Genomic DNA, 24,242 nt, shown 5'->3' with positions numbered 1-24,242 from the left:
AGCCGGGATTACCGGCTTCGCTAGTTCAGTAGGGGTTACTACTTGTTGTTAAGGTTGACCATTATTCCCTGGCCATTCCCCATCATGTAAGTGGGAAGCTGACCATTCCACTTATTGATCCATTCAAGCTCAATGATCTTAGGATTGCTACTAATGGACTGACCCTTGATTTTAAGAGCCTCCGACTCTCCCTTAGCTTTCTCAATGGCAATATTCTTATCGATAGTAGCCTGCTTGAGCTGCTCTTCCTTTTGCTTGGTTACCTCAATTAACCTTAAAGCTTCCTGCTCGGCCAATTTCTTAGCATTAATAGCCTTTTCGTACTCCTCGTTATAGTAAACTTCGCGCACATCCACGTTATCAATTATTATTCGATACTGCTTGCATTCATCCTTAATGCGTTCAAGGATTTCCTGTTGGATGTCGTTTCGCTTAGTGCTGTATGCCTCAATGGGAGTAAAACCCGAAACAGTTAGAGCTAATGCCGATTTCAGCTTTGCGCGGATTACATTCTCCTCAAGCCAGAGGTAACGTCCCGATCGGCCACCGTCGTTCTCTGTAACGTTTTGGTATATCCAAGGAGCTTCATTGGCATCAATGCGCCACGAAACGGATACATCAAAACCAAGCTTTATACCGTCCTTGGTAGGCGCCCAAATGGCATCGGAGTTAGGTTTTTCGCCCTCGCCTATAGAATTGGCACAGGTGTAAACCCAAACGGTTTTATCCATGTAGTGAATATCGTTCCACGGGGCTATTACATGCCATCCGGTGTGCAGGGGTTCAGAGCGGACACCACTCGGTGTGGTAACCACAGCAACCTCCTGCGGTCCAACAACCACAATCAGCGAAAGCATCACTAAAAGTATAGCCCCAACCAAAATGGCTGGCAAAGCAAAGGGAAGGTCAAACCCCGATGGCCTTGCCTTTTTGGCAACCAATGCAATTATGCCATAAACAAGGATTAACCACGCAATAACTTTAAATAGTACCATACACTTATGCATTTTAAGTTAGATTAGGAAAGGTATGAAAAACATTTGAATTGACAATCAAGTGATGCCCCCATTTGTTGGAATTGGCTAATCTATCTATCTTTAACAAAAATTTTTGCATGAGTCAAACATCGCGTAAAAGGGTACTGATAGTAACATACTACTGGCCTCCATCGGGTGGTGTTGCCGTGCAACGTTGGCTAAAGTTTGTAAAGTACCTTCGCGATTTTGGCTGGGAGCCAATTGTTTACACCCCTGAGAACCCTGAATCCTTTTACGACGACTATTCCCTGTTTAAAGATATCCCTGAGAACATCGAGGTAATTAAACGGCCAATTTGGGAACCCTACGACATTTACAAATGGATAACAGGGCGAAAAGGGAAAAAACTAGGGCTTGGCTTTGCCGACGATAGCGGTAAAAAAGGGAGGTTGGCAAAACTGATGGTCTGGATACGGGGTAACATTTTGATACCCGATCCGCGCGTATTCTGGGTTAGGCCATCGGTAAAGTTTTTAAAGCGTTACCTTAAGCAACACCCAGTTGATGCCATTGTTACCACTGGGCCACCTCACTCCATGCATCTAATTGGACTAAAACTGAAGCGTAAACTCAATATACCATGGCTTGCCGATTTCCGAGACCCATGGACAAATATTGATTTTTACCATGAGCTGAGGCTTACCAAGTTTGCCAACTGGTATCACCATAGGCTTGAGCGGATAGTTGTAAAAACAGCCGATTGCGTTGTTGTAGTATCGCAGCAAATGAAGCGGGAATTTGAAGGCTTAGGCAGTAATAAAGTTTTGGTTTTAACCAACGGCTTTGATACGGATGACATCCCTGCTGGTGAAACCCAAAGAAACAATAGTTTTTCCATTTGCTATGTGGGAACCATGAACTCAGCCCGTAACCCACATGTTTTATGGCAAACGTTAAGTAGGATATGCGCGGAAAACGCTGAGTTTGCCCAAAAATTGAGGATACAAATGGCTGGTCAGATTGATATCTCGGTTACTACGGCCATAAAGAGTTATGGGCTTGAAAAGAACTTTGAGCACCATGGATTACTTCCACACGACCGGGCATTGGCGCTTCAAAAAAACGCTCAAATTCTGCTGCTTGTCATCAATAATACCCCAAACGCAAAGGGAATTGTGACTGGGAAGTTCTTTGAGTACCTTGCTGTTGGCAAGCAAATTCTTGCCATAGGCCCCACCGATAGCGATATAGCAGAAATAGTGCACGAAACGGCCTCTGGCGATGTTATTGATTATACCGATGTTGAGGGGGCCACTCAAACACTCGTCAAATACTTTAACTTATTCAGGCAGGGCAACCTCTCTCCCGAGCCCAAGGGTATTGAGAAATACTCCCGTAAAGCCCTTACCGGCAGGTTGTCCGAGATTTTAAACCAAATCACAAATGGGTAGTAAAAAGGTAATTCTTACTGTTCTTGGGGCACGCCCTCAGTTTGTAAAGGCGGCGGCTGTTAGCCGCCAACTGCAGGCATTTGGCATTCCCGAGATAATTGTTCACACCGGTCAGCATTTTGACCAAAACATGTCCGATGTGTTTTTCAGCGAAATGAGCATACCGGCACCTGCCTACAACCTGAATATCAACAGCCTTAACCATGGGGCAATGACCGGGCGGATGCTCGAGCAGGTTGAAGAGGTAATCCTGAAGGAGAAGCCATTGGCTGTTATGGTTTATGGCGATACAAACTCAACCCTTGCCGGAGCGCTTGCTGCTGTTAAGTTGCATGTAAGGGTAATCCACGTTGAAGCCGGGTTACGCTCGTTCAACATGGCCATGCCCGAGGAGGTGAACCGAATTCTTACCGACCGCATTTCAAGCCTTCTATTCTGCCCAACCGATGCCGCAGTTGCCAACCTTAAAGCCGAAGGCTTTGATGGCTTTAAAGCGCAAATTGTTAAGTGTGGCGATGTAATGCAGGACGCGGCCTACTTCTACCTCGACAAAGCAAAACGTGAATCGAAAATATTAAACGAACTCAAGCTCAGCAACGACTTTGTTTTAGCAACCATTCACAGGCAGGAGAACACCGATGATCCTTCAAACCTCAAAAACATTATTGATGGGCTGAATAGGATTAACCGTGAAACACGTGTAGTGGTTCCACTGCATCCAAGAACCAGGAAAATACTTGAGCAAATGGGAATTTCCCCTGAGTTTACGGTTATTAATCCGGTTGGGTATTTTGATATGCTGATGCTTATTAGCAATTGCAAGCTGGTTATGACCGATAGCGGAGGGTTACAGAAAGAGGCTTTCTTTTTTGGTAAACACTGCATTACCCTGCGCGAACAAACCGAGTGGGTTGAACTGGTTGAGCATGGCTTTAATCGATTAGCAGGCCCCAATGCCGATACCATTTACCATGCTTACAGTGAAATGATAAATAAAAAATCGAACTTCGATATCGATTTGTATGGAAATGGGAAAGCTTCGCAAAACATTGCGGAACAACTCAAGCTGTGGCTTTAATATACTTTGGGCAGCTCTTATACTTTTTACCTTACAGCCAAGCAGTTTAAATGCTCAATGGTACGCTGAGGCCTCTGGTGGGGGTGTCTATAATCTGCCAATGCCGCTAGCTATTTATCAGGATGGCACACCAACAATTAGAATGACAGCCCGATTTAAAACTGAGCCTTTCACTTTACCGGTTTACTGGGATGTTCGACTTGGAAAAATAGTTGGGAAAAGAATCTATGAAGCTGAGTTAATACACCACAAGCTGTACCTGAAAAACACTACTGCCGAAGTGCAAAAGTTTAACGTTTCGCATGGGTTTAACATGCTGATTTTTAACTACGGAATTGAAAGGGGTAAATACCGGTACAGAGCAGGGCTAGGGCTTGTAATTGCACACCCGGAGTCGAAAATTCGTGGACTTGAGTTCGGAAACTCAACCGATGATTGGGATATGGGCTACTACCTTACTGGGCCTGTATTTTCAGCCAGCGCTGAGCGTAAAATCGACATATCAAAGCACGTTTACCTTTTATTTGGGGCAAAAACTACAGCTGCATTCGCCAAAGTACCTATCAATGGTGGTCATGCAAGGTTTGTGAACGTTGCAGGGCATCTGAACCTTGGAGTTGGGTTGAGAAAATAAAAAATGCCGATCCAACAGGATCGGCATTGATATATTCCCTGAAATGTTAAGCAATATGTAGGAACTGCGATACCAGCTTGGCTATTTCGGCGTTATTTCCGTATAGTTTCTCGCTTAGCCCCTTATCGTTAAAAGCTTTCAGCTTTGAAATAATTGAGTCGATCATGCCGTGTGGGTAAATACCATCCTTTTCAAACTTTTGCCTTTTGGCCTCAAGCGCCTCGGCCGATTCCCAGCACGATGCAGGTAATTGCTTGAGGCTGGCAAGCCTATCCTTAAACTCTGGCCTGAAGATATTAACATCAACATATAGCTTTTCGGCTAGCTCAAGTGCATCGGGGCGACGAAGCCCATCGAGTGCAGCAACAATAAGGCCGGCAACAGTTAGGTAAGGGTTAGCTGATCCATCGGCAACACGATACTCAACGGTTTGCTTGCTTTCTTTAGCCTCGTATACGCTGCAATCGTTGGGGTTGGCATGTTGAACCATGTGCTCAGCACCAATCCATCCTAACGGAACACGTATTACAACTGAACGGTTACGCTCGCCCCAGCAGATGTTAGTAGGTGCTTCCTGGTGTGGAACAAGGCGCAGGTACGATATGGGTATGGTATTACCAAAGGCGGTAAGGGCATCGGCTGCATCGAGGATTCCGGCAACCATTTTCTTGGCGGTATTGCTAAGCTTACCGTTTTCAACCATCATGTTTTTGCCATCTTTTTCCACCATCATGTGGAAATGTAAACCGCTTCCTGCCTTTCCTACAGTGATTTTTGGGGCAAAGCTAATATCTACTCCATAACGATAGCCAAGCATTCGAACAATCCACTTGGCAATAATCAGCTGTTCAACAGCCTCCTCAGCAGGCATGGGAAGGAATTCAATCTCGTGCTGCTCGTATAGATATTCGTCGGTCATGAAGCAACCAACCTCTGAGTGGCCATACTTAACCTTGCCTCCAGCACTGGCAATGTAAATAAGAGCCTCGCGACGTAGGTTTTCCCACTTTGCAAATGGTTCCGAGGCGTGGTAACCCTTTTGATCGACACCCGGGTAAAAATCTTCGCGTTCGCTAATCACGTAGTACTCCAGTTCTGCAAGTGCCTTAAAGGTCATGCCCGTTTCGCTCTTGAATAAATCGTGAGCTTTGCGTAGCACATTTTCAGGAGCGCTTTCAAGGGGTTTGCCGGTGCTATCGTAAAATGAGCAAAGAATGTCAATTGTAGGAACATCGGAAAAGGGATTCACAAAAGCGGTACGGTAACGTGGTATAACGTAAAGGTCGCTACTTCCGGCCTCAATGAACGAGAACAAGCTACTACCGTCAACCCTCTCTCCGGCCGATAGAACGGAATCGAGGTGCTCCTTTGATGATATTACAAAGTTCAAAGTTTTTAGCTTGCCATCCTCGGCCACATAGCGGAAGTTAACCATTTGAATGTTGTTAGCCTCGCAAAAGCGAATAATATCGTTCTTGGTAAACTCCGATGCGGGTTTCTTCAGAAAGCGAACCAGCTCATTAGGGTTCATCAGGATTTCAGAATCGTTCATGTGTTCCTAATTTTTTTATTTTGCCAAAGCTACAAAATCAATCGACATTGCATTAGCTTGCGGCTATGTTTATCAACATCATTTTATAGCATTTTCCCTTAAAGTAGAAATATTTTCAGCAATAGACAAAATGCATAGATGTTTTTTCTGAAACCAAAGGCTTTGTCTCGATATATTTCTGCTGAAAGTGAGTTTGACTCAATTTTTGAATTGGTTAGGCGATTAGATATATTTGGGTATCTTTCCCACGGCTCGTAGATGTTTTTAAAGGATTGTTGCTTGCAGAGGCTTATACCATCTAATTTAATTGCAGGCAAAATGACAGCAACGGACAATAATTTCGTTAAATTGCACTGTTAACTTTTAAGTATAACCAATAATGGTGGAAAAATCTGTAGCTGCATGAAACATAAACTTTTACCCATAATCATTACTGTTCTAACTACGGTAATATTAGTAAATACATTGTACGCCCAGCAGAAGAGAACAAACTGGTTGCAGGAGAAAAACGAGTACACAGGCCGCTGGCGTGTAGGTGTTGGTGCCAATATTGTTGAGCCAACAGCGGTGGATGTTCAGTTTTACCGTTTGAGCAAGATCTGCACAAGCCAATTTGCCATTAACAAGAAAATTGCCATTGGTATTTGGGCTGGCATGGAAGGTTTGCTGTTAGGCTCCCTGATAGAAAGGCAGAATAACGAGACCTGGGAGAAAGGGAGCATACGCTACGGAATAGATACTAAGTTCTACCTGCCAATACTGCTAAACCCTTACATTGGTTTTGGCATTGAGGGCGGCAAAAGAGAGCTGGACGGGGAAAGTTCTTTTTCACCCGACTTTGTTGCGCGCATTGGGCTTGAACAAAAGATTGCCGGAATTAAACTATCCACACGGTCGGCACTGAACATCACCTTCTTTATAGATGGAAAACTAAATAAATGCCTAAATGCCGATTTTGTCTACATCATGCCAAGCCTTGGATTGCGTTTTCACTGGATTTAGTGCTTTGAAAAATGTTTAGAATGTAAAATTTATTTAATATTGTTAAGTTAAGGATATTTGTCATGATGTGCGCAGCGAAACATCTCTCTGTTATGCTGAGCGCTGCTGAAACATCTCTTTGTACCTTTAAACCTTAATCCCTTCTGACTGGTTTTCAAGCAATCGCAATACATGAGGGAGTAGCCATGAAGTTACAAATATTTAGCCCCTACGGGGCTGAAAACGTTGTTCGTTGTTCGTTGCTCGTTGTTCTTGGATAACGACCTCACCCCCAGCCCTTTTCCCTGGGGTTGAATGGAGCGGAAAAAGCAGGCAGTGGCATAAAAGCCTGACCCGGCAATGGGTCGGGGGGGGGGAACATGGCGGTGGGTCCATTAAGCGATACCACATGAGTCACGCCGCAGGCGTGGCGAATAGTATCGCGTGGCAGTTCCACCCACGGGGCACCCATCGGGTCGGGCTTTTCAGCCTTGATTTTCTTTGGTTCTTTCTTGTATCAAGACAAGAAAGAACATGTGAAATGGCTCTTCGCCATGCTTTTCATTTGCGATGCAACACTTCACCCTTGCTCCTTGTAAAAGGTATTGCGTCCATCGCAATAGATGTGGGATTAAGCTTGGTGTTTTCAACAAGTGATTATTCTACTTGATGCAATAATTATTGTCTTAACCCGTTTTATTTCAAATAAAGAATTAAGGTATTCCCTTCATGATTAAAATAATAAAGCCTTTCTAAATTATAGTACTTATAACTGACTACAATGAAGGATTTTTCAATTCTAAAATCACTCTGAGTAACAATTGGTTTCCAATAACTTACAGAGCCTTCACCAACCCACGAAATTTCCCAGGAGTTTATTGTTACATTTTGTAACTTATTATTTTTAACACATTCAGAAATCTCTTTGGCGTTGATTTCTCCAATTGTCAGATATTCTTCTTTCTCACATGAGAAAAATATCAGAATCATTGCAATAAAAAGTAACCTCTTCATAATCTTGTTTTTTTTAGTTAGTGACTTATTTCTCTATCTATAAATTATATTGACCAAAAAACTCAGCAATAATCAAATTAAAAAGTTATTTTTACAACTAGATGTTGTGATAAATGGGTTATAACTATTTTACATGTGTTGTAATATAGTGTCTTATTTTATTAACAAAATTAAAAAAAATATAAATCATCAAATGGACTTTAAGTTTTTTTTTTAAACCAATTCCCAAATATATGAAGTTGTTCTACGAAGGTTGTGTGTGTTTTAAAAGAACGAAGATTACGCTGATCTATTTGATTTTCACAGTTTACAAGCATTAATTGATGCTTAAAACAAATGAAACACAGATGAAACATTTGATTTATTTGAAAGTTGACAGCTATTGTTTGACAGAAAAAGAGAATTTAGCGCTCATGTCATGCTGAGCCCAGTCATAGCATCTCTTAGTACATTCAACTCTTCTTTAATGCGATTCCTCAACCAGCACGGAGCCATACGCAGTTGCATAAAAGCCTGACCCGACAATGGGTCGGGGGTGGTACGTGGCAGTGGGCTTAGTAAGCGATACCACATGAGTCACGCCGCAGGCGTGGCGAATTGTATCGCGTGGCAGTTTCACCCACGGGGCACCCATCGGGTCGGGCTTTTCAGCCTTGATTTTCTTTGGTTCTTTCTTGTATCAAGACAAGAAAGAACATGCTCTTTGCAATGCTTTTCCTTTGCGATGCAAGGGCTCAGTTTTGCTCTTTAGGAAATCATAGCATGCATCGCAATACATGAGGGAGTAGGCATGGAGTTACAAATGTTTAGCCCCTACGGGGCTGGAAACGTTGTTCGTTGCTCGTTGTTCTTGGAAAACGACCTCACCCCCAGCCCCTCTCCTGACAGGAGATGGGAGCGCAATAAGAAAGTTTTATCGTGGGTTAAAGTCTCCCCTCTCAAGGGAGATTTAGAGGGGTCAGGCGCAATATTACAACCAAACATAAACGCAACCCTCTCTGTACACTGTAAACTGCACACTAAGTATAAGATACCTCGGCAAAGCTTATCCCTTTATAATTGGGGATCAGGTTGACAAAATGATAGTTTTGCAAACATCCGCGGGGGCAAAAAAAATCGCACTCGGAACAGCTCGAATGCGATTTATGTTCTTATTTGTACTTTTTATGGAGCAACTAATCTTGCTGCCTTACAAGACTACTTCAGTTCTCTCAGCCTTTCCTCAAGCGCCTTAATTTTGGTTTCGGCGTCGCTTTGCTTTTTGCGTTCAAGCTCAACAACATTTGCAGGGGCGTTATTAACAAATCGCTCATTGCTTAACTTTTTCAGCACGCTATCCAGGAATCCCCTTGTGTACTCCAGCTCGGCCAGAATTTTCTGACGTTCCTCATCAACATCAACTAAACCCTGGAGGGGTACATATACCTCATCAACCCCAACCATGAACGATGCTGCGCCTTCAATCTTTCCATCGGTATAGCTTAGCTGATCGAGCCCAGCAAGCTTCATAATGATTTCCTCAAACCCTTTGGGCAGTTTACTTGAGGTACGAACCGATGCTGAAAGCAATTTTTTTGGAGCAATATTTTTCTCCTGACGGATATTTCTGATACCAGCAATAATTTCCTTAACCCGCTCAAAGGTTTTAACTAACTCCTCATCAACCCCGGTCGATTTGGGCATTTGGCTCACCATAATGCTTTCACCATCGGCACGGTTGCGCAGGTGCTGCCATAACTCCTCGGTGATGAATGGCATGAATGGGTGCAACAGGGCCAACATCTTCTCGAAGATTTCAAGGGTTGCATGGTAGGTTGCTGCATCGATTGGCTGTCCGTAGGCTGGTTTAATTGCCTCCAGGTACCACGACGAAAACTCATCCCAGAATAGCTTGTAGAGGTTCATCAAGGCCTCCGATATGCGATACTTCTCAAAGTCATCGTCGCACTGTTCAATGGCCTTGTTTAGCACATTGTTGAACCACTCAACGGCCGTTTTAGAGGAATCGGGCTGTGTTGCATTAGCATCAACCTGCCAACCCTTTACCAAACGGAAAGCATTCCAAACCTTATTACAGAAGTTACGTCCCTGTTCAGTTAGGCTCTCATCAAAGAGCAAATCGTTTCCTGCGGGTGAGCAAAGGAGCATTCCAACCCTTACACCGTCGGCACCATACTTGGCCATAAGGTGGAGCGGATCAGGTGAATTGCCAAGCTGTTTGCTCATTTTACGACGCAGGTGGTCGCGAACAATACCGGTAAGGTAAACGTTGCGGAAAGGTTTATCGCCCAGGTACTCGTAACCAGCAATTATCATGCGGGCAACCCAGAAGAAAAGGATTTCCGGTGCGGTAATTAGGTCGTGAGTAGGGTAGTAATACCTGATATCGGGATTTTCGGGGTCCAAAATACCGTTGAATACCGATATTGGCCAAAGCCAGGAGCTGAACCAGGTGTCAAGCACATCCTCGTCCTGGCGCAAATCCGATAGCTGAAGGCTTGCATTGCCTGTCTCTTTACGGGCAATTTCAAGCGCTTCCTGCTCATTGTGAGCAACCACATACCCACCATGTGGCAGGTACCAGGCAGGTATACGATGTCCCCACCAGAGCTGACGCGATAAGCACCAGTCCTTAACATTCTCCATCCAGTGGCGGTAGGTATTCACAAACTTAGGGGGGTGCAGCTTGATATCGCCGTTAACCACAGCGTCGAGTGCAGGTTTGGAAATCTCCTTCATTTTAAGGAACCACTGCATCGAGAGTTTTGGTTCAATAACGGCATCGGTACGCTCGCTGAATCCAACCTTGTTTACATAATCCTCAACCTTAGCCAGATGGCCAGCTTTCTCCAGATCAACAACTATTTGCTTACGCACCTCAAAGCGGTCCATCCCAACGTAAAGCTGTGCTAACTGGTTGAGGGTTCCATCGTCGTTGAATATATCAATAACCTCAAGGTTATACTTTTCGCCAAGCATGTAGTCGTTGATATCGTGAGCCGGGGTAACCTTTAACGCACCTGTACCAAACTCCATATCAACGTACTCATCAAAAATAACAGGCACTCTCCGATTGATGAGCGGAACCAAAAGGTGTTTTCCCTTTAGGTGTGTATATCGTGGGTCGTTGGGGTTTACACAAACGGCAGTATCGCCCAGAATGGTCTCGGGGCGAGTGGTAGCAATGGTTACAAAGCCATCCTCCCCGTCAATTTTATATTTCAGGTAGTAAAGTTTACCATTTACCTCACGGTATATAACCTCCTCGTCCGATACGGCTGTTTTAGCCTGCGGGTCCCAGTTTACCATACGTACGCCACGGTAAATATAGCCTTTACGGTATAGGTCAACAAAAACATGGATAACACTGTCCGATAGGGTTGGGTCCATGGTAAAGCAGGTTCGCTCCCAATCGCATGATGCGCCCAGCTTTTTTAGCTGCTCAAGGATTATACCGCCATGCTTCTCCTTCCACTCCCAGGCGTGTTTCAAGAACTCTTCGCGGGTAAGCTGCGATTTTTCTATCCCTTCGGCCTTCAATTTGGCCACGACCTTAGCCTCGGTAGCAATTGAAGCATGATCGGTTCCGGGAACCCAGCATGCATTCTTCCCTTTCATTCGTGCCCTACGCACCAGAACATCCTGAAGGGTATTGTTAAGCATGTGTCCCATGTGAAGCACTCCGGTTACATTGGGTGGGGGTATAACAATACAGTAGGGCTCGCGCTCATCGGGGGTAGAACGGAAAAATCCTTTTTCCATCCAGTACTTGTACCACTTATCCTCAACCTCAGCCGGGTTGTACTTAGCCGAAAGTTCTCTTGTGCTATCCATATATTGTGTTGTAAACTAAATCGAACCGCAAAAATAGCATTTTTTCAACAATGGACTATAGCTTTAGCAAAAGCTTATTAGCACCGCTTGCCTTGGCACGATTTATGATAAATTGAAGTTGATAAACCAAAGCACCATGAACCGACTAATTACCTTTGTTTTGTTGATGCTTGCCACTACGGCAATGGCTCAGATAGATATTGAATCGATACCTGATTGGTACAACAATCCCCCAACCTCAGCCCGAAAGATTTATGCTGCTGGTACGGCTACAGGCCCAACTGTTGACGTTGCCGAGAAAAAGGCAACAATGGATGCAAAAATCCAGCTGGCCCGGCAAGTTGGGCATGTTAAGTACCTTAGCAAGGATGGCGAAAGCATTACCACTGAAGTGGTAAAGGCTGAGCTACGCGACGTTCGCGTAGAACGCAAAAAGGTGATTTCCACAGGCAATAGCCATACCGTTTTCGTCCTGGTGTCGATGAAGAAGAAAAACATGAAACGTGAGTCTTGAATCGTGAACCGTTTGCCGAGAAACGTTACACATGAGGTTTTCTTCTTGTCTTCCATCTTATAATTCCTGCACAACTATCATTCTGCGATGTTTACAAAATGCCATCTAAACTGTGCCATTTAACCCACGCCTATCCCCCATCAAGCAGTAAACATTTGCACAGCCTGTAACAACTATATCAAGTTTTACATAATTTTATGGTTTCTGTGTTAGCAGGAAACCATAAATTTTTTACCATTTTGCCAATGAAAATAACTCTTGTAGCAATAGGAAAGACAAGTGAAAAGTACATTGCCGAAGGGTTCGATAATTACACAAAACGGCTTAGCCGTTACTGCAGGTTTGACTTTAAAGTCCTTCCTGAGCTAAAAAATACCAAATCGATGCCGGTTGAACTGCAGCTGCAAAAGGAAGGTGATATGATACTTGCCGAGATGGAGAACTACCAGGAGTGCATACTGCTCGATGAGCACGGAAAGCTTTATACATCGGTTGAGTTTGCGGGTCTAATTGAAAAACGTATGAACTCCGGCCAACGCGATATGGCTTTCTTTATTGGTGGGCCCTACGGTTTCGATGAGCGGGTAAAAACCACATGTCACGGAAAACTCTCCGTATCGCCTATGACCTTTTCGCATCAACTTATTAGATTGATATTTGCCGAACAGCTTTACAGGGCCTTCACAATCATTAAGGGGGAACCTTACCATAATCCTTGATTTAGGCTCGATTTTTGCTATATTTAAGTAATGAAACAAAAAATACGCTATATACCAGTAATCCTACTTGCTATCATGTTCGCACTCCTATTTATTGCGGAGTATGGACTAAGTAGAATCCCTTACGTACAACCCATAACAGCTCAAAAAAAATCCATAGAAAAAACCTTTGAGAGGAAAACCCAAAAAGCATTTGACCTATCGAAGATGCTGTTGGACAAAATTGATAGTTCCTGCTCATCAAAATCGTTTCAAACATGCCTTGGCTTTATTAATTCACTGTCAGATGATGACCGTTTTGAGATTTTTATCCTAAAGAATGGGAAAACCTGCTTTTGGTCAACAAATATCGATCCCCAGGAGAGTCCACAGAAAGCAGGTATTGCTCAACTGGTGAAGCTGAACAGCGCTTACTACATCTCATTCTGGAACTACAATGCCGACTCTTCGCTATCCGCAAGGGTTCTTATCCATGTATCGAACGAATACCCTTACCAAAATAAGTATCTTGTAAACAGCTACACCAATGATTTTGATATACTCTCAGGGTTTAGCATATCAAAGCAATTGGAATCGTACTGCATTCCAATAAGGCCTAAAAACTTTGAGCCCTTTTACTTGGTTCCAACCGACAAAACAGGGACTGTCCTAAAAGAAAACTTTAAAACGGGTTTACGATACATTTCGCTGGTTTTGATTCTAGTTTCGCTGGCCTTTTTGCTAAACCAATATTTCAAAAAAATTCACCCGGCAATAAAAGTTATGATATTTATAGCTGCAATTGTGGCTATTAGACTAGTTAGTCTTAAAACATCGTTCCCGGGGATACTTCCACTAACTATTTTTAATCCTGAACTTTACGCTCATACCTGGTATAACCCCTCGCTTGGCGATTTCTTAATAAATTCAGTGTTAGTTTTGGTAGTGGCAGCATTTGCTTTCCGTAACTTAAGTAATTACAGGGTAAATATTGGCTTATTAGGCGATAGAATAATTTCGGCTATCAGTCTGCTGCTCACAATCCTTTGCTATATTGCTGCCCATGCCACAATGGTATCGCTGGTTAATCACTCTACAATTCCTCTCGACACATCAAATATCTTCAACCTCAACATTTACTCGGTAATAGGATACCTTTCAGTGTTTTTTTGGGTTCTTACTGCAATTACCCTCAACCTGCTTTGGCTTCGGATTAACGAAAAGGCCAAAGGTAAACGCTTTATTGAATACACATTGCTCGCGGCACTTATTGTTGCTCTCCCATTTTTTATGCTAACCGATTTTAGCCACATATCCTTTTTTGGCTATGGGTGGTTCTTGTTAGTTTCGGTTACCCTTTACTGGTTCTGTTGGGTAAAAAACAAAGCAATTGGAGCTAAGGCTCTGCTTTTTCTTGCAGCTGTTTCGTCAATCTATATCACTGTAATAGTTTCAATCTACAGCCGACAAAAGGAGGTTGCCGTTCGAAAAGTTCTTGCAGTAAGCTTGAGTAGCGAGCGAGATCCACTGGCTGAAACCATACTGCCACAGCTTTACCAGGCACTCACAACCGATGCCTATGCCCGTAGCTGCGTTAAGGATATTGAGAACAAAAACGTTGAACTTTACGATTACTTACGCCGTGAATACTTTAAGGACTACCTTAATCGGTACGACTTAACCGCCACGGTTTGCTTGGAAAACTCAATTCTTATCGACGAGTTGGGAGGCAAAACAAACTGCAATCTATTTTTTGATAACCTGATTTCAAGTTACGGAATTATCCTACCCAGCTCAAGATTCTACTACCTATCAACCCAGTCGGGCTACATCTACTACATTGGCGTGTTGAGCTACCGATTCGACGATGAGGTTCGTAACCTTTACATAGAACTGAATAGCCGCCCGAGCTGGGAACTCCTGGGGTATCCTGAACTACTTATTGAAGGGAAAAACAAACGTAATCAGCTAAAGGGTTACTCGTGGGCTAAGTATCACAAGGGAAAGCTGGTTACAAAATCGGGGGCGTACGAGTACAAGTTAACAGTAACAGATTCCGATTCCCTTACGGGTTCCTACGAATTTTATAATGAGAATAGGTACAACCACTTGTCCTATAAACCAAACCAGGCCGATACTATTGTAATTAGCCGACCTCGTCAGGAACCCCTTAGCTCAACGGCTTCGTTTGCCTACATCCTGGTTTTCCTCCTTATAATACTATCGCTTTACCTTTACCTGCTTGGAATAAAGCTAAGCACCCAATTTACCAGCCTGAAGCACAAAATTGGATGGGCAATGGTGTCAATAATTATTTTATCGATGGTGCTTGTGGCTGGAGCCACAATTTACTATAATGTTAAGAACTTTGATGACAGAAATAGAAGTAGCCTAAGCGAAAAGTTGCTCTCGCTCCAGTTTGAACTGGAACACATGCTTCCCTACATGAACAAGAACAGGCAGGATGTTGAGCAGCTTAAAGAGAAGCTGATTGACCTTTCTAACACATTTTACACGGACATTAACATTTACGATACAAGCGGAGTTCTGTTGGCCACATCGCGTTCCGAAGTTTTTGATAAAAACCTATTAGGTCGAATGATGAACCCCATTGCATGGTATCAGCTTCATCACCTACACAATCCCAAGTATTTAGAGCGGGAGAGCATAGGGAAAGCCGAATTCCTTTCCGCTTACGTCCCCCTTTTGAACCCCTATGGTAAAACAGTTGCCTACCTCAACTTACCCTACTTTACCCGGCAGGAGGAACTTCGCAATGAGCTCTATGGAATTATTGTGGCTATTATCAACATATTTGCACTGCTTGCCATGCTTTCAATTTCGTTGGTGGTAGCAATAGCCTCAGAACTAACCAAACCGCTAGAACTGATCCGTGAGAGTATGAGCCGGGTTAACATTACCGGCAACAATGCCACCATAGAGTATGCGGGAAACGATGAGGTAGGACAGCTCATTGCCGAGTATAACCGAATGGTTATAGAATTAGCTCGGAGCGCCGAAGAACTTGCCCGTAGCCAGCGCGAAACGGCCTGGCGCGAAATGGCTAAACAGATTGCCCACGAGGTTAAAAACCCCTTAACGCCAATAAAACTTAGCCTGCAACACCTGGTTAAAGCCAAACGCGAAGGTTTGCCAAACTGGGACGAACGTTTTGAGCAGTTTGCACAATCGCTAACCGAACAGATAAAAGCCCTAACGGTTATTGCCAATGAGTTCTCGTCGTTTGCAAAACTTCCCACCGCAAAACGTGAGCCCGTTAACCTTGTTGCTGTTATAAACGATGTTATCACCCTTTACTCCAGCTATAAACATATCAGGATAGTGCTTAACAATGCAGCGGGCGAACCGTTTGTTTTTGCCGATAGGGATCAGCTTTTAAGGGTGTTCAACAACCTTGTTAAGAATGGCATACAGGCCATTGAGCGTGGGAAAACCGGTGAGGTTAGCATAAGTATATCAAAAACATCCAACAGTATGGTAAGAGTTGATGTTTCCGATACGGGCATAGGCATACCAAAACATGCTCGGGAAAAAATCTTTACGCCTAATTTCACGACTAAATCGGGAGGAACCGGTTTAGGGCTAGCCATTACACGCGAAATAATTTTGAATTTTGGAGGTTACATCCATTTTACCTCTACCGAAAACATTGGCACAACCTTTACGGTCGATCTCCCACTCTACGAAGCTTAACTGGTTAGCTCGGCTTTGAACCCTTTAGAACAAACCTGTTAAACAGGATTAAACCGATAATGGTTAATACACCAATTCCGCAAAACATCAACCAGAACAACTCGGGGCGGTTCATGTTAGTTACAAACTTAACGTAAGCAAAAGCTCCAAGAACCCCACCAATACCGCTACCTATTACTCCGTAAAGGAATGAGTAGCCCAGGTAAAGGGCTTTTTTGTCCTGTGGCGCAATTAAACCTATATAGGAAATAAACTTTGGGTGGGCGGTCATCTCGCCAATGGTAAAAATCACTAATCCTAAAATAAAAACCCATGCATAGGTTGAAATGGCCAAAAGGCCAAGTCCCAGTGTCCCAAACGATATTCCAACTATCATGGTTGGTAAGGGTTTGGCATTCTTTAGAATTGCCGATACTATAAGCTGCAAAAGTATTATGGTTCCCGCGTTAACTACTGTAACATGTTCAGCATCAAACCTCCACGATGGATTATCGACAAAAATAGCCAAAAAGGAATTTACGGCATTGTTAACGGGGGTCATATCGATACGCTCCTTCAAGAACCAGAGTACAGAGTCGTACATCTGAAAGTAAAGAATCCAGAAACCTGAGTATATTACTATGGTTAGTATGAACTTATAATCTTTCAGAACCAAAAGCATATCGGCAAAAACCTGAACAAGGTTTTTCTGGCTTTGTGGCCTTGCGGGTTCACGGAATACAAAGAAATTTAAAAAAAGCAGCCAACCTGTGCCAAATGCGGCCATCAGCAGAATGTAGTTCCAACCCAACGATTTAAGGTAAGGGACTAAGAGTAATGGGAAAAGAAAGGCACCAAGGTTTATAGACCAGTAATATATTCCAAATCCTAACGATGAGTTCGACTCGTTGGTGGTTCGGGCTATTGTTCCGGAAATTATTGGTTTAAAGGTTCCCGCTCCTATTGCCATGAGCGTAAGGCTTAGGAATACAGCAGAGTATGAGGTGCTAATGCTTGTTAGGAAGTACCCTGAACTCATTACGGCAAAGGCAAAGAATAGTGTTTTTCGGTAGCCAAATCTATCGGCAATGGCTCCTGCCACTATGGGGAGTATATATAGTAACGGCGTAATAACGCTTTTTATGATTCCTACCTTTTCTTTGGTAAAACCCAATCCGCCTTGATCAGTACTAAGAACCAGGTAAACCGAAAGAACCGACATCACACCGTAGTATGAGCCTCGTTCAAAGAACTCCATGGTAATGGCAGTCCAAAAACTTTTACCAAACGAGCCAAAGCCTTTTTTCATAGTTACTCACAATTAATTTTCGCAATATTCAACTTTTTTCCCATTTGTAAGCATGATAAAAATCAAATTGTAAAAAAAGGGGGATATAATCCCCCTGTATCTATAATGTAATTATGTTTTACTTTGTTTTGCTTGCCTTTTCGTAAGCCTTTTGGGCCTCCTTGAGGGCATCCTCCGCAAGTTTCTTTTCGCCCTTAGCCTTTTTCATATTCTCCTCACCTTTTGCCACCATCTTTTGGCCATTCTCATAAACCTTGAGAGCCTCCTTATACTTAACGTTCCATTGCTTTACCTCTTCCTTAAACTTTTTCTCCGATTCCTTTATTTCAGCCTTAGCGCTATTTACCTCATCCTTATCCTTGGAGCGGAGTTTTTTCTCCAATGGCTTAATCTCGTTAAAATGGGCCTTTTCCATTTGTTTCTGTTCAGCCTCAAGCGCTCTAATATCAACGGATGCATCCTGCATAATTTTTTTCCCTTCGGTTATCAAGCTGTCGGCTGAGTAAATCTTTGCATCGGCTTTTTCAACCTTAGCCTTGGCGGCTTCAACCTTTGCCTCAAGTTTCTGTAACTTGTCATCCTGGGCGTTTGCGGCAATAGCCCAAAAGCAAACGGCAACAATGCTTAGAAGAGTAAATTTTTTCATGCTAAATAGGGTTATTATGTTTAACATCCATTTACTTACCGGAGGAATTCATTTGCAAATTCTTAAAAATCTTACGAAAAATCAAGTTACAGGTTACAAAAAGTCGGGGCAGTGTAAAGCCCCGACTTTTGATAAACTATTTGAGAACAAAAATAAAGTCACCACCCTGATCGCCAGCATCTTTAATATCGCCGTACATTGGGGTTACAGGACTGCTACTTAATACCACATTGCGGATTGAGGCAAAAAGTTCCTCGGCAGTTACGTAACTCTTGGTGTTATTGTTTAGCTTGTCAACAAGCTGCTCAAGGAATACGCTACGGTCGGGCACCTCGGTAAGGTTACCGCTAGTCATAGCCTTACGGCTTGGGGCATCAAATGCCTTTTTAACTGATTGTGACCCCTCCTCAAAAGCCTTACGTGAACGGAAAATACTTCCACCAAAGCATGCGTCGGCAATCACCAGGGTATGTTTCGATTTGATGGCAGCAACGTAATCCTTTATTTGACTATTAGCCAGCCAATTGGCAGTACTATTCGATTTTGAATCGGTGGGTATCCAGTAACCAAAGTCGGTTTCCTTATCCCAAAAACCATGGCCCGCATAAAATACCAATAGGTTATCGTACTTGGTTACCTTACGGGTAAGCCAATCCATGGCATTTATCATTTGCTCGCGGGTTGGATTTTTCAGGAAGATTACATTGCTTGGGTCGAATGTATAGCGATTAACCAGAACGTTATAAAGCTTGGTGGCATCTTGTATGGGATTATCCAAATCGGTAATGGCATCGTCGGCATAGTCGTTGGCACCCATGATTAGAGCAAAGTAACGAGGGGCTGTTTTTGGGGAATCAAAAACCAGGTCAAGTTCTTCGGTGTCGCCCTTTGCTACCTTTCCAGAGGGTGATTTCCGAAGCACGAAGAATTTCTTTTCAATGCTATTCTGGCGTAAGTCAACTGCGCGGATTACAATCTCGTTCCTTCCTATCTCCAAAGGAACCTTAACCTGGAATACTCCATCCTTTGAGGGCTCGGTAGAAATACCGTTAACGGTTACATCGTATATCCCGCTCTCATCGGTAACCTTGGCCTTAACCATGGTAAACTCATCGGTGGTGGCAAGTTCCTCTCCGGTAGCAAGGGAGCGGAGCCGCTTATCGTCCATCCCAATGGACGACTGTGCGTATGGGCGACCGCGAGTTGCCTCTTTGCCTACAAGCGGGATGTTGGCTGGCGAAATAAGCTTAATTACCGGCGGGTTATTGTCAACTACCTCCACCTTGCGAATGGTAAAATGCTCAGGCGATGACGCTAGCTGAAGTTTTTTGGTTTGTTCAACACGCATCCCTGCAGTTTGAACGGTGCTAACGGGAAGGTCGCGGAATTGAAGCTTGCCAATTTTCAGGTCAATGCCATAAGTTTCATCGGTTATTAGTTCAATACCTATATCGAGCCTCATGGCGCGGTCAACCTCGGCGGGTACACGCTCAAACAGGAAGCGGGCCTTAACGTTCTCGCCCTTCTTAATGGTTCGTTGTGGGGTGGAGTAACGCTCGTTCCCTTCAACCTCTGCTATTTTACCCTTCTGGGCATCGTATTTACGTTTATTGAAATCGGTGATGGTGATTAACCCGTTAATCATTTTTAAATCGCGGGTGGGGCCGTTGTTGGTAATGGAGAGTATCAGCTCAACGTTCCCATCGGGTGTGCGATTTAAGCTCTCCAGCTTAAAGAGAACGTCACGGAAATCGTCCTGAAGGGGCACAACGCTTTTTGAGACACCCTCGAGCTTGAAAACCACATCGGAGTCAAGTTCCTTGAGGTCTTTTAGTACATCCCAAACAATTATTTGATTTCTACCGCCGGGGAGATTGTTTCCAACATTACCCTTAACGCTCTTGAGCGGTAAGAACGATTTCCCCCCATCGATGGAGTAGAAGGGCGAAACTGTAAATTGCTGTCCCACAGCCTCGCCGGAAATGGCGTATTCAAGAGTAATTTTATCGCCTATCTGTTTAGGCGTTAGCTTGCTAAATTCTTGCGCTTGCGTTGTAGCAAGTAAACCTATGATACTCCATGCTGAGAGTAGCGTTGCTTTGATAAATGTTTTCATTGCGCCATCTATTTTAGTTTTACATATAAAGCTTTTACCACATGCTATTGGTTTGACCCTTAAGGTTCAGGTCAAACTTCAAGGTATCATTTACAAATTTGATGCCGTTAATTTCAAGGGTGGATGAAAATGATGCTATTTCACGTGCTAACCGGGTAACACCGCTGCTGTACTGTTGGTCAACATTTTTCAGCTTAACGCTGTAGGGCTGAGTGTTTAGCATCAGGGTAAAAAGCATTTGCCTCGATAGAATGCTCCATAAACCATTGTAGGTTACCAGAACCTGATTCCGCGATGTGGCATCGGGCGATGTGTAGGAGTATGGGAACGCCGGATATTCAAGCTGCTCACCGTTAAAGCTCGATACGCTTAAGAACTTATTACCTTTCTCCCTGAATAGGAATTCGGCACCAGTAACCTTCTGGTCAGGAGTAAGCAGGTAGTTTTTCATTTCGTACTCAGCCTGGTTATCCTCAGCTCCATCGTAGCTTGCCGAAACAAAAAACGCCGATGCGTTGGCCATTAGCGGGTAAAGGGTATCGGACTCATTAACCCGTTGTGGGTTATAGCTAACCAGAACCACAAACTCGTTATAGCGTGTTACATGCGTGTCGAGCACAGCAAACATAGCATCGGAAACCTTGCGTTTGGCTGTCAGCTTAAAGTAGATATCAAACCGCTCGTTAAGGTTGGTGTAGCGTTGAACTTCCTTTGCATCGGTGTAAATATCCTTGAAGTACTGAATTTTACACTCCTCGTTTAAGAGCGCTATTGACTTTGCCCTGATAATAGCCTGCTCTTTGGCTTCATCGAGCACCATGTCGGGGTCGGAAACTCCAATGGCATAGTAACCCATACCGTTAGCGTGTGGATTAAAAAACCAGGAGGGTAAAGTATCGGGGTAGTAACTTAGGCGCGATACATTTTTAAACCGCTTCTGGTTATCTGTTTCACCGGAGGTTTCCTTTTCAAAAATCTTTTGAAACCGTTCTTTATCCTGTGCATAAGCATTTATGCCGATAAAGAATAGTAAAATTAAAGTAAACCCTGCTTTCCAATTCATCGCACTCATAGTATCAAGTATCTAAAATTACAAAAATTCTTGCTCGTTAGGGGTAGAAATGTCGCTCTTTTTACACCAACATTTGAAAAAAGTTTGATAAACAGCCCAAACTTGTTGACAACTTTACTAAATACATGGGAGAGGGAAAGCAGTTTTTAGTAACTTTATAGACTGTAACGTTTTTTCTAATAGTTTGATAAACATAAATTTATGGAAGTTATTATCGCGTTAGCCGGAGTTGGAGTAGGCGCATTGCTTATTTACCTGATTTTAAAAGGCAAAACAACTAATGCTGCAAAACAGCAAGCCTATATTGATGAGTTGACCGCAAAGCTGAACCAGTTGACTACCGAGGCTGATGTATTAGCCGAAAGGAACCGACACGCCAGCGAAACCATAAGTACATTACAAGCCACACTTGCACAACGCGATGAGGAAAGAATAGCGCTAACCGCAAAGGTTTCATCGCTTGAAGCATCGCTACAGAGTGCCACTAAAACAACCGATGAGCTGAGGCAGGAAATTGAGAAACTACTGGCTGACATCGACACCAAACAGCATCAGCTTGAACAGGCACGTTACAGGGGAGTAGAACTTGAAAAGGAGAATATCTACCTTAAAGAATCGCTTGAAAAGCAAAAAAAGGACTTAGAGGCAATTGGCGAGCAGTTCACCAAGGAGTTTAAGCTCCTGGCCGACCAAATCCTTGAGGATAAATCGCAACGGTTTACCAAAATGAACGCGGAAACCATCGATAGGCTGCTGAAGCCGCTCGACGAGAATATAAAGCAGTTCCAAAAGCAGGTTCAAGAGGTTTACGAGAAGGAAAGCCGTGAGCGTTTCTCGCTGGGCGAGAAGGTTAAGGAGCTTAGCGAGCTTAACCGAACCATCAGCCAGGAGGCCAAGAACCTAACCGAGGCGCTGAAGGGGCAGGTGAAAACACAGGGAAACTGGGGCGAAATGATTCTGGAGTCCATTCTATCCAAATCGGGGTTGGTAAAGGGGCGTGAGTACACCGTGCAGGAGTCGATAACCGACGAGGAGGGGAAGCGTTTTCAGCCCGATGTTATCATTTCATACCCCGATAACCGCAAGGTGGTGATTGACTCAAAGGTGACACTGGTGGCCTATGAGCGTTATTGCTCGGCATCGAACCCAACGGAGCAGCAAGCTGCTGCAAACGAATTGCTACAATCGGTTAAGCGACATATAGATGGACTATCGGCAAAAAGCTATGATGAGCTGGTTGATTCGCTCGATTTTGTAATGATGTTCATCCCAATTGAACCCGCATTTATGCTTGTGATGGAACGCGACCCGGCAATCTGGAACTATGCCTACGAAAAGCGTGTTTTGCTTATCAGCCCTACAAACCTGATTGCTGCTTTAAAGCTGATATACGATTTGTGGCAGCGCGAGTACCGCAACCGTTACGCTGAGGAAATTGCCAAAAAGGGCGGCCAGCTCTACGATAAGTTTGTGGGTTTCCTGGAAGATTTCCGTAAAATTGGCGATAGCCTCACATCTGCTCAAAAAAAATACGAGGAAGCGTTTGGGAAGCTAAAGGATGGCAGGGGCAACCTTGTGGTTCAGGCACAGCAGCTAAAGGAACTAGGAGCAAAGGCAAAGAAAAGTATCCCCGACGATTTCCTGCCTATTGATAACGAATTGGATGAGTAGGGCAAACAAAATTCCGATTTCATCGTATTAAGATGAGGCAATTTGTGTTACTTTAGCAGTTTAATTGGCTTAGAATGATTTCGGTTTGCATTCCGGTTTACAATTTCGATGTTACCGAGCTGGTTGGTGAGCTTATTGCTCAGGCCAACCGGTTGCAATACCCTATTGAGATTCTCATATTCGACGACCACTCGCACAGCTACTTCCGGAACCGCAACTCGCTGCTTGCCTCGCATAGCTTGGTCAACTACCTGGAGTTCGATTTCAACATAGGCCGTTCAAAAATTCGCAACCGCCTAGCCGATGTTGCCACCGGGCAATGGTTGTTATTCCTCGACTGCGATGTAATGGTTGACGACCCGAATTACCTTAAACGTTACATTGAAAATCTACCTAACGCAAAGGTGGTTTGTGGCGGACGTAAGTATGGCCCCCAAGCCATTCCGTCCCGAGCTTCTGCTCCGTTGGAAATACGGCGTTAAACGCGAATGCCACTCGGCATACTCCCGGCAGCTAAAACCTTACAGCTCATTTATCAGCGGAAACTTCCTGATTGAGTACGAAACCTTCCACAGTATCCGATTCAATGAGGAACTTTCAGGCTACGGGCACGAGGACACCCTCCTTGGCCTTGACCTAAAAAAACATAGGGTTGATATCCTCCATATCGATAATCCAACCATACACATGGGGCTCGATAGCAACCAGGAGTTTTTGGAGAAAACCGATCAGGGCGTGAAAAATCTTGTTAAGATTTTGCACATTATGCCCTGCATGCGTAGGGATATTGAAAAATCAATTACCCTACTCAAGGTATTCCGTTTCCTGCGAAAGGTTGGAATGCTCTACCCCTTAAGGTGGGTGTCGCGTGTATACACTCCCCTGCTCCGCAAACAGCTTTGCGGTAGCCGTCCATCGATCCTGCTGATGGACTTATACAAGCTAACGCTACTGGCTAAACTGTACACAAAAGGCTGGCGTAACCAAAGCCAGCCCTGAGAA

General features: G+C 43.9%; 20 protein-coding genes. 10 read left to right on the top strand and 10 right to left on the bottom strand.

Translation table 11 applies throughout. The features are described from left to right. Positions 1-38: 38 nt before the first annotated feature. Positions 39-995 (bottom strand): prohibitin family protein, encoded by a 957-nt coding sequence (locus AB6811_RS04550; protein WP_369489252.1) that lies wholly within the window; start codon positions 993-995, stop codon positions 39-41. Between the two features lie 119 nt (positions 996-1,114). Between AB6811_RS04550 and AB6811_RS04545 the strand changes: the two genes are divergently transcribed. From AB6811_RS04545 to AB6811_RS04535, 3 genes are read left to right on the top strand one after another with little or no spacing between them, the layout of a single operon-like run. Then, entirely contained in the window at positions 1,115-2,428 is a 1,314-nt protein-coding gene (locus tag AB6811_RS04545) for a glycosyltransferase family 4 protein (protein WP_369489251.1), read from the top strand. Then, complete coding sequence (wecB, locus tag AB6811_RS04540) at positions 2,421-3,506, top strand: non-hydrolyzing UDP-N-acetylglucosamine 2-epimerase (RefSeq protein WP_369489250.1); 1,086 nt, start codon at positions 2,421-2,423, stop codon at positions 3,504-3,506. The genes AB6811_RS04545 and wecB overlap by 8 nt, the downstream gene beginning before the upstream one ends. Beyond that, on the top strand, positions 3,451-4,140 hold the full coding sequence (locus AB6811_RS04535) for a hypothetical protein (protein ID WP_369489249.1): 690 nt from the start codon (positions 3,451-3,453) through the stop codon (positions 4,138-4,140). The genes wecB and AB6811_RS04535 overlap by 56 nt, the downstream gene beginning before the upstream one ends. 46 nt (positions 4,141-4,186) lie before the next feature. On the opposite strand, the gene AB6811_RS04530 is transcribed toward AB6811_RS04535, so the two are convergent. Continuing rightward, positions 4,187-5,692, bottom strand: coding sequence for a glutamine synthetase family protein (locus AB6811_RS04530; protein WP_369489248.1), 1,506 nt, complete (start codon positions 5,690-5,692; stop codon positions 4,187-4,189). Positions 5,693-6,094: 402 nt separating this feature from the next. Between AB6811_RS04530 and AB6811_RS04525 the strand changes: the two genes are divergently transcribed. Beyond that, entirely contained in the window at positions 6,095-6,694 is a 600-nt protein-coding gene (locus tag AB6811_RS04525; protein ID WP_369489247.1) for a hypothetical protein, read from the top strand. Between the two features lie 265 nt (positions 6,695-6,959). Here the strand turns inward: AB6811_RS04525 and AB6811_RS04520 are convergent, their stop codons facing one another. From AB6811_RS04520 to AB6811_RS04505, 4 genes are all read right to left on the bottom strand, one after another. Further along, positions 6,960-7,145, bottom strand: a complete 186-nt coding sequence (locus AB6811_RS04520) for a hypothetical protein (RefSeq protein ID WP_369489246.1) — start codon at positions 7,143-7,145, stop codon at positions 6,960-6,962. Between the two features lie 224 nt (positions 7,146-7,369). Further along, entirely contained in the window at positions 7,370-7,687 is a 318-nt protein-coding gene (locus AB6811_RS04515) for a hypothetical protein (RefSeq protein ID WP_369489245.1), read from the bottom strand. Positions 7,688-8,150: 463 nt separating this feature from the next. After that, entirely contained in the window at positions 8,151-8,321 is a 171-nt protein-coding gene (locus AB6811_RS04510; protein ID WP_369489244.1) for a hypothetical protein, read from the bottom strand. 563 nt (positions 8,322-8,884) lie between these two features. Next, positions 8,885-11,521 carry a valine--tRNA ligase gene (locus AB6811_RS04505; protein ID WP_369489243.1) on the bottom strand — a complete coding sequence of 879 codons (2,637 nt, stop codon included), beginning with the start codon at positions 11,519-11,521 and terminating at the stop codon, positions 8,885-8,887. A 136-nt stretch (positions 11,522-11,657) separates the two neighbouring features. Between AB6811_RS04505 and AB6811_RS04500 the strand changes: the two genes are divergently transcribed. The 3 genes from AB6811_RS04500 to AB6811_RS04490 all read left to right on the top strand — a co-directional run bounded on the left by AB6811_RS04500 (position 11,658) and on the right by AB6811_RS04490 (position 16,447). Next, positions 11,658-12,035, top strand: a complete 378-nt coding sequence (locus AB6811_RS04500; protein WP_369489242.1) for a hypothetical protein — start codon at positions 11,658-11,660, stop codon at positions 12,033-12,035. A gap of 245 nt (positions 12,036-12,280) precedes the next feature. Beyond that, entirely contained in the window at positions 12,281-12,754 is a 474-nt protein-coding gene (gene rlmH / locus AB6811_RS04495; RefSeq protein WP_369489241.1) for a 23S rRNA (pseudouridine(1915)-N(3))-methyltransferase RlmH, read from the top strand. A 30-nt stretch (positions 12,755-12,784) separates the two neighbouring features. Next, positions 12,785-16,447 (top strand): sensor histidine kinase, encoded by a 3,663-nt coding sequence (locus AB6811_RS04490; RefSeq protein ID WP_369489240.1) that lies wholly within the window; start codon positions 12,785-12,787, stop codon positions 16,445-16,447. 4 nt (positions 16,448-16,451) lie between these two features. On the opposite strand, the gene AB6811_RS04485 is transcribed toward AB6811_RS04490, so the two are convergent. From AB6811_RS04485 to AB6811_RS04470, 4 genes are all read right to left on the bottom strand, one after another. Then, positions 16,452-17,735, bottom strand: a complete 1,284-nt coding sequence (locus tag AB6811_RS04485; RefSeq protein ID WP_369489239.1) for an MFS transporter — start codon at positions 17,733-17,735, stop codon at positions 16,452-16,454. 118 nt (positions 17,736-17,853) lie between these two features. Then, entirely contained in the window at positions 17,854-18,381 is a 528-nt protein-coding gene (locus tag AB6811_RS04480) for a hypothetical protein (protein ID WP_369489238.1), read from the bottom strand. 136 nt (positions 18,382-18,517) lie between these two features. Further along, positions 18,518-20,497 carry a caspase family protein gene (locus AB6811_RS04475; RefSeq protein WP_369489237.1) on the bottom strand — a complete coding sequence of 660 codons (1,980 nt, stop codon included), beginning with the start codon at positions 20,495-20,497 and terminating at the stop codon, positions 18,518-18,520. 34 nt (positions 20,498-20,531) lie between these two features. Further along, a complete protein-coding gene (locus tag AB6811_RS04470) occupies positions 20,532-21,560 on the bottom strand; it encodes a hypothetical protein (RefSeq protein WP_369489236.1) in 1,029 nt (342 codons plus the stop codon). Between the two features lie 210 nt (positions 21,561-21,770). Between AB6811_RS04470 and AB6811_RS04465 the strand changes: the two genes are divergently transcribed. The 3 genes from AB6811_RS04465 to AB6811_RS04455 all read left to right on the top strand — a co-directional run bounded on the left by AB6811_RS04465 (position 21,771) and on the right by AB6811_RS04455 (position 24,239). After that, entirely contained in the window at positions 21,771-23,240 is a 1,470-nt protein-coding gene (locus tag AB6811_RS04465; RefSeq protein WP_369489235.1) for a DNA recombination protein RmuC, read from the top strand. A 74-nt stretch (positions 23,241-23,314) separates the two neighbouring features. Beyond that, positions 23,315-23,722 (top strand): glycosyltransferase family 2 protein, encoded by a 408-nt coding sequence (locus AB6811_RS04460; RefSeq protein WP_369489234.1) that lies wholly within the window; start codon positions 23,315-23,317, stop codon positions 23,720-23,722. After that, the gene (locus tag AB6811_RS04455; RefSeq protein WP_369489233.1) at positions 23,667-24,239 is read left to right on the top strand and encodes a hypothetical protein; all 573 of its coding nucleotides are present in this window, start codon (positions 23,667-23,669) and stop codon (positions 24,237-24,239) included. Before AB6811_RS04460 ends, AB6811_RS04455 begins: the two co-directional genes overlap by 56 nt. The last annotated feature ends 3 nt before the right edge of the window (positions 24,240-24,242 follow it).

This window comes from Tenuifilum sp. 4138str (assembly GCF_041102575.1).
Classification (GTDB): Bacteria; Bacteroidota; Bacteroidia; order Bacteroidales; family Tenuifilaceae; genus Tenuifilum; species Tenuifilum osseticum.
This window is presented reverse-complemented; position numbering and strand designations above follow the sequence as displayed.

Excerpts from the sequence above, each read along its gene's own strand:
- AB6811_RS04545 (WP_369489251.1), top strand. The coding sequence starts at position 1,115 with ATGAGTCAAACATCGCGTAAAAGGGTACTGATAGTAACATACTACTGG.
- AB6811_RS04515 (WP_369489245.1), bottom strand. The coding sequence starts at position 7,687 with ATGAAGAGGTTACTTTTTATTGCAATGATTCTGATATTTTTCTCATGT.
- rlmH (WP_369489241.1), top strand. The coding sequence starts at position 12,281 with ATGAAAATAACTCTTGTAGCAATAGGAAAGACAAGTGAAAAGTACATT.
- AB6811_RS04470 (WP_369489236.1), bottom strand. The coding sequence starts at position 21,560 with ATGAATTGGAAAGCAGGGTTTACTTTAATTTTACTATTCTTTATCGGC.
- AB6811_RS04530 (WP_369489248.1), bottom strand. The coding sequence starts at position 5,692 with ATGAACGATTCTGAAATCCTGATGAACCCTAATGAGCTGGTTCGCTTT.
- AB6811_RS04485 (WP_369489239.1), bottom strand. The coding sequence starts at position 17,735 with ATGAAAAAAGGCTTTGGCTCGTTTGGTAAAAGTTTTTGGACTGCCATT.
- AB6811_RS04455 (WP_369489233.1), top strand. The coding sequence starts at position 23,667 with ATGGCCCCCAAGCCATTCCGTCCCGAGCTTCTGCTCCGTTGGAAATAC.
- AB6811_RS04475 (WP_369489237.1), bottom strand. The coding sequence starts at position 20,497 with ATGAAAACATTTATCAAAGCAACGCTACTCTCAGCATGGAGTATCATA.
- AB6811_RS04550 (WP_369489252.1), bottom strand. The coding sequence starts at position 995 with ATGGTACTATTTAAAGTTATTGCGTGGTTAATCCTTGTTTATGGCATA.
- AB6811_RS04465 (WP_369489235.1), top strand. The coding sequence starts at position 21,771 with ATGGAAGTTATTATCGCGTTAGCCGGAGTTGGAGTAGGCGCATTGCTT.
- AB6811_RS04520 (WP_369489246.1), bottom strand. The coding sequence starts at position 7,145 with ATGGGTGCCCCGTGGGTGGAACTGCCACGCGATACTATTCGCCACGCC.
- AB6811_RS04525 (WP_369489247.1), top strand. The coding sequence starts at position 6,095 with ATGAAACATAAACTTTTACCCATAATCATTACTGTTCTAACTACGGTA.
- AB6811_RS04500 (WP_369489242.1), top strand. The coding sequence starts at position 11,658 with ATGAACCGACTAATTACCTTTGTTTTGTTGATGCTTGCCACTACGGCA.
- AB6811_RS04535 (WP_369489249.1), top strand. The coding sequence starts at position 3,451 with ATGGAAATGGGAAAGCTTCGCAAAACATTGCGGAACAACTCAAGCTGT.
- wecB (WP_369489250.1), top strand. The coding sequence starts at position 2,421 with ATGGGTAGTAAAAAGGTAATTCTTACTGTTCTTGGGGCACGCCCTCAG.
- AB6811_RS04490 (WP_369489240.1), top strand. The coding sequence starts at position 12,785 with ATGAAACAAAAAATACGCTATATACCAGTAATCCTACTTGCTATCATG.
- AB6811_RS04510 (WP_369489244.1), bottom strand. The coding sequence starts at position 8,321 with ATGGGTGCCCCGTGGGTGAAACTGCCACGCGATACAATTCGCCACGCC.
- AB6811_RS04505 (WP_369489243.1), bottom strand. The coding sequence starts at position 11,521 with ATGGATAGCACAAGAGAACTTTCGGCTAAGTACAACCCGGCTGAGGTT.
- AB6811_RS04460 (WP_369489234.1), top strand. The coding sequence starts at position 23,315 with ATGATTTCGGTTTGCATTCCGGTTTACAATTTCGATGTTACCGAGCTG.
- AB6811_RS04480 (WP_369489238.1), bottom strand. The coding sequence starts at position 18,381 with ATGAAAAAATTTACTCTTCTAAGCATTGTTGCCGTTTGCTTTTGGGCT.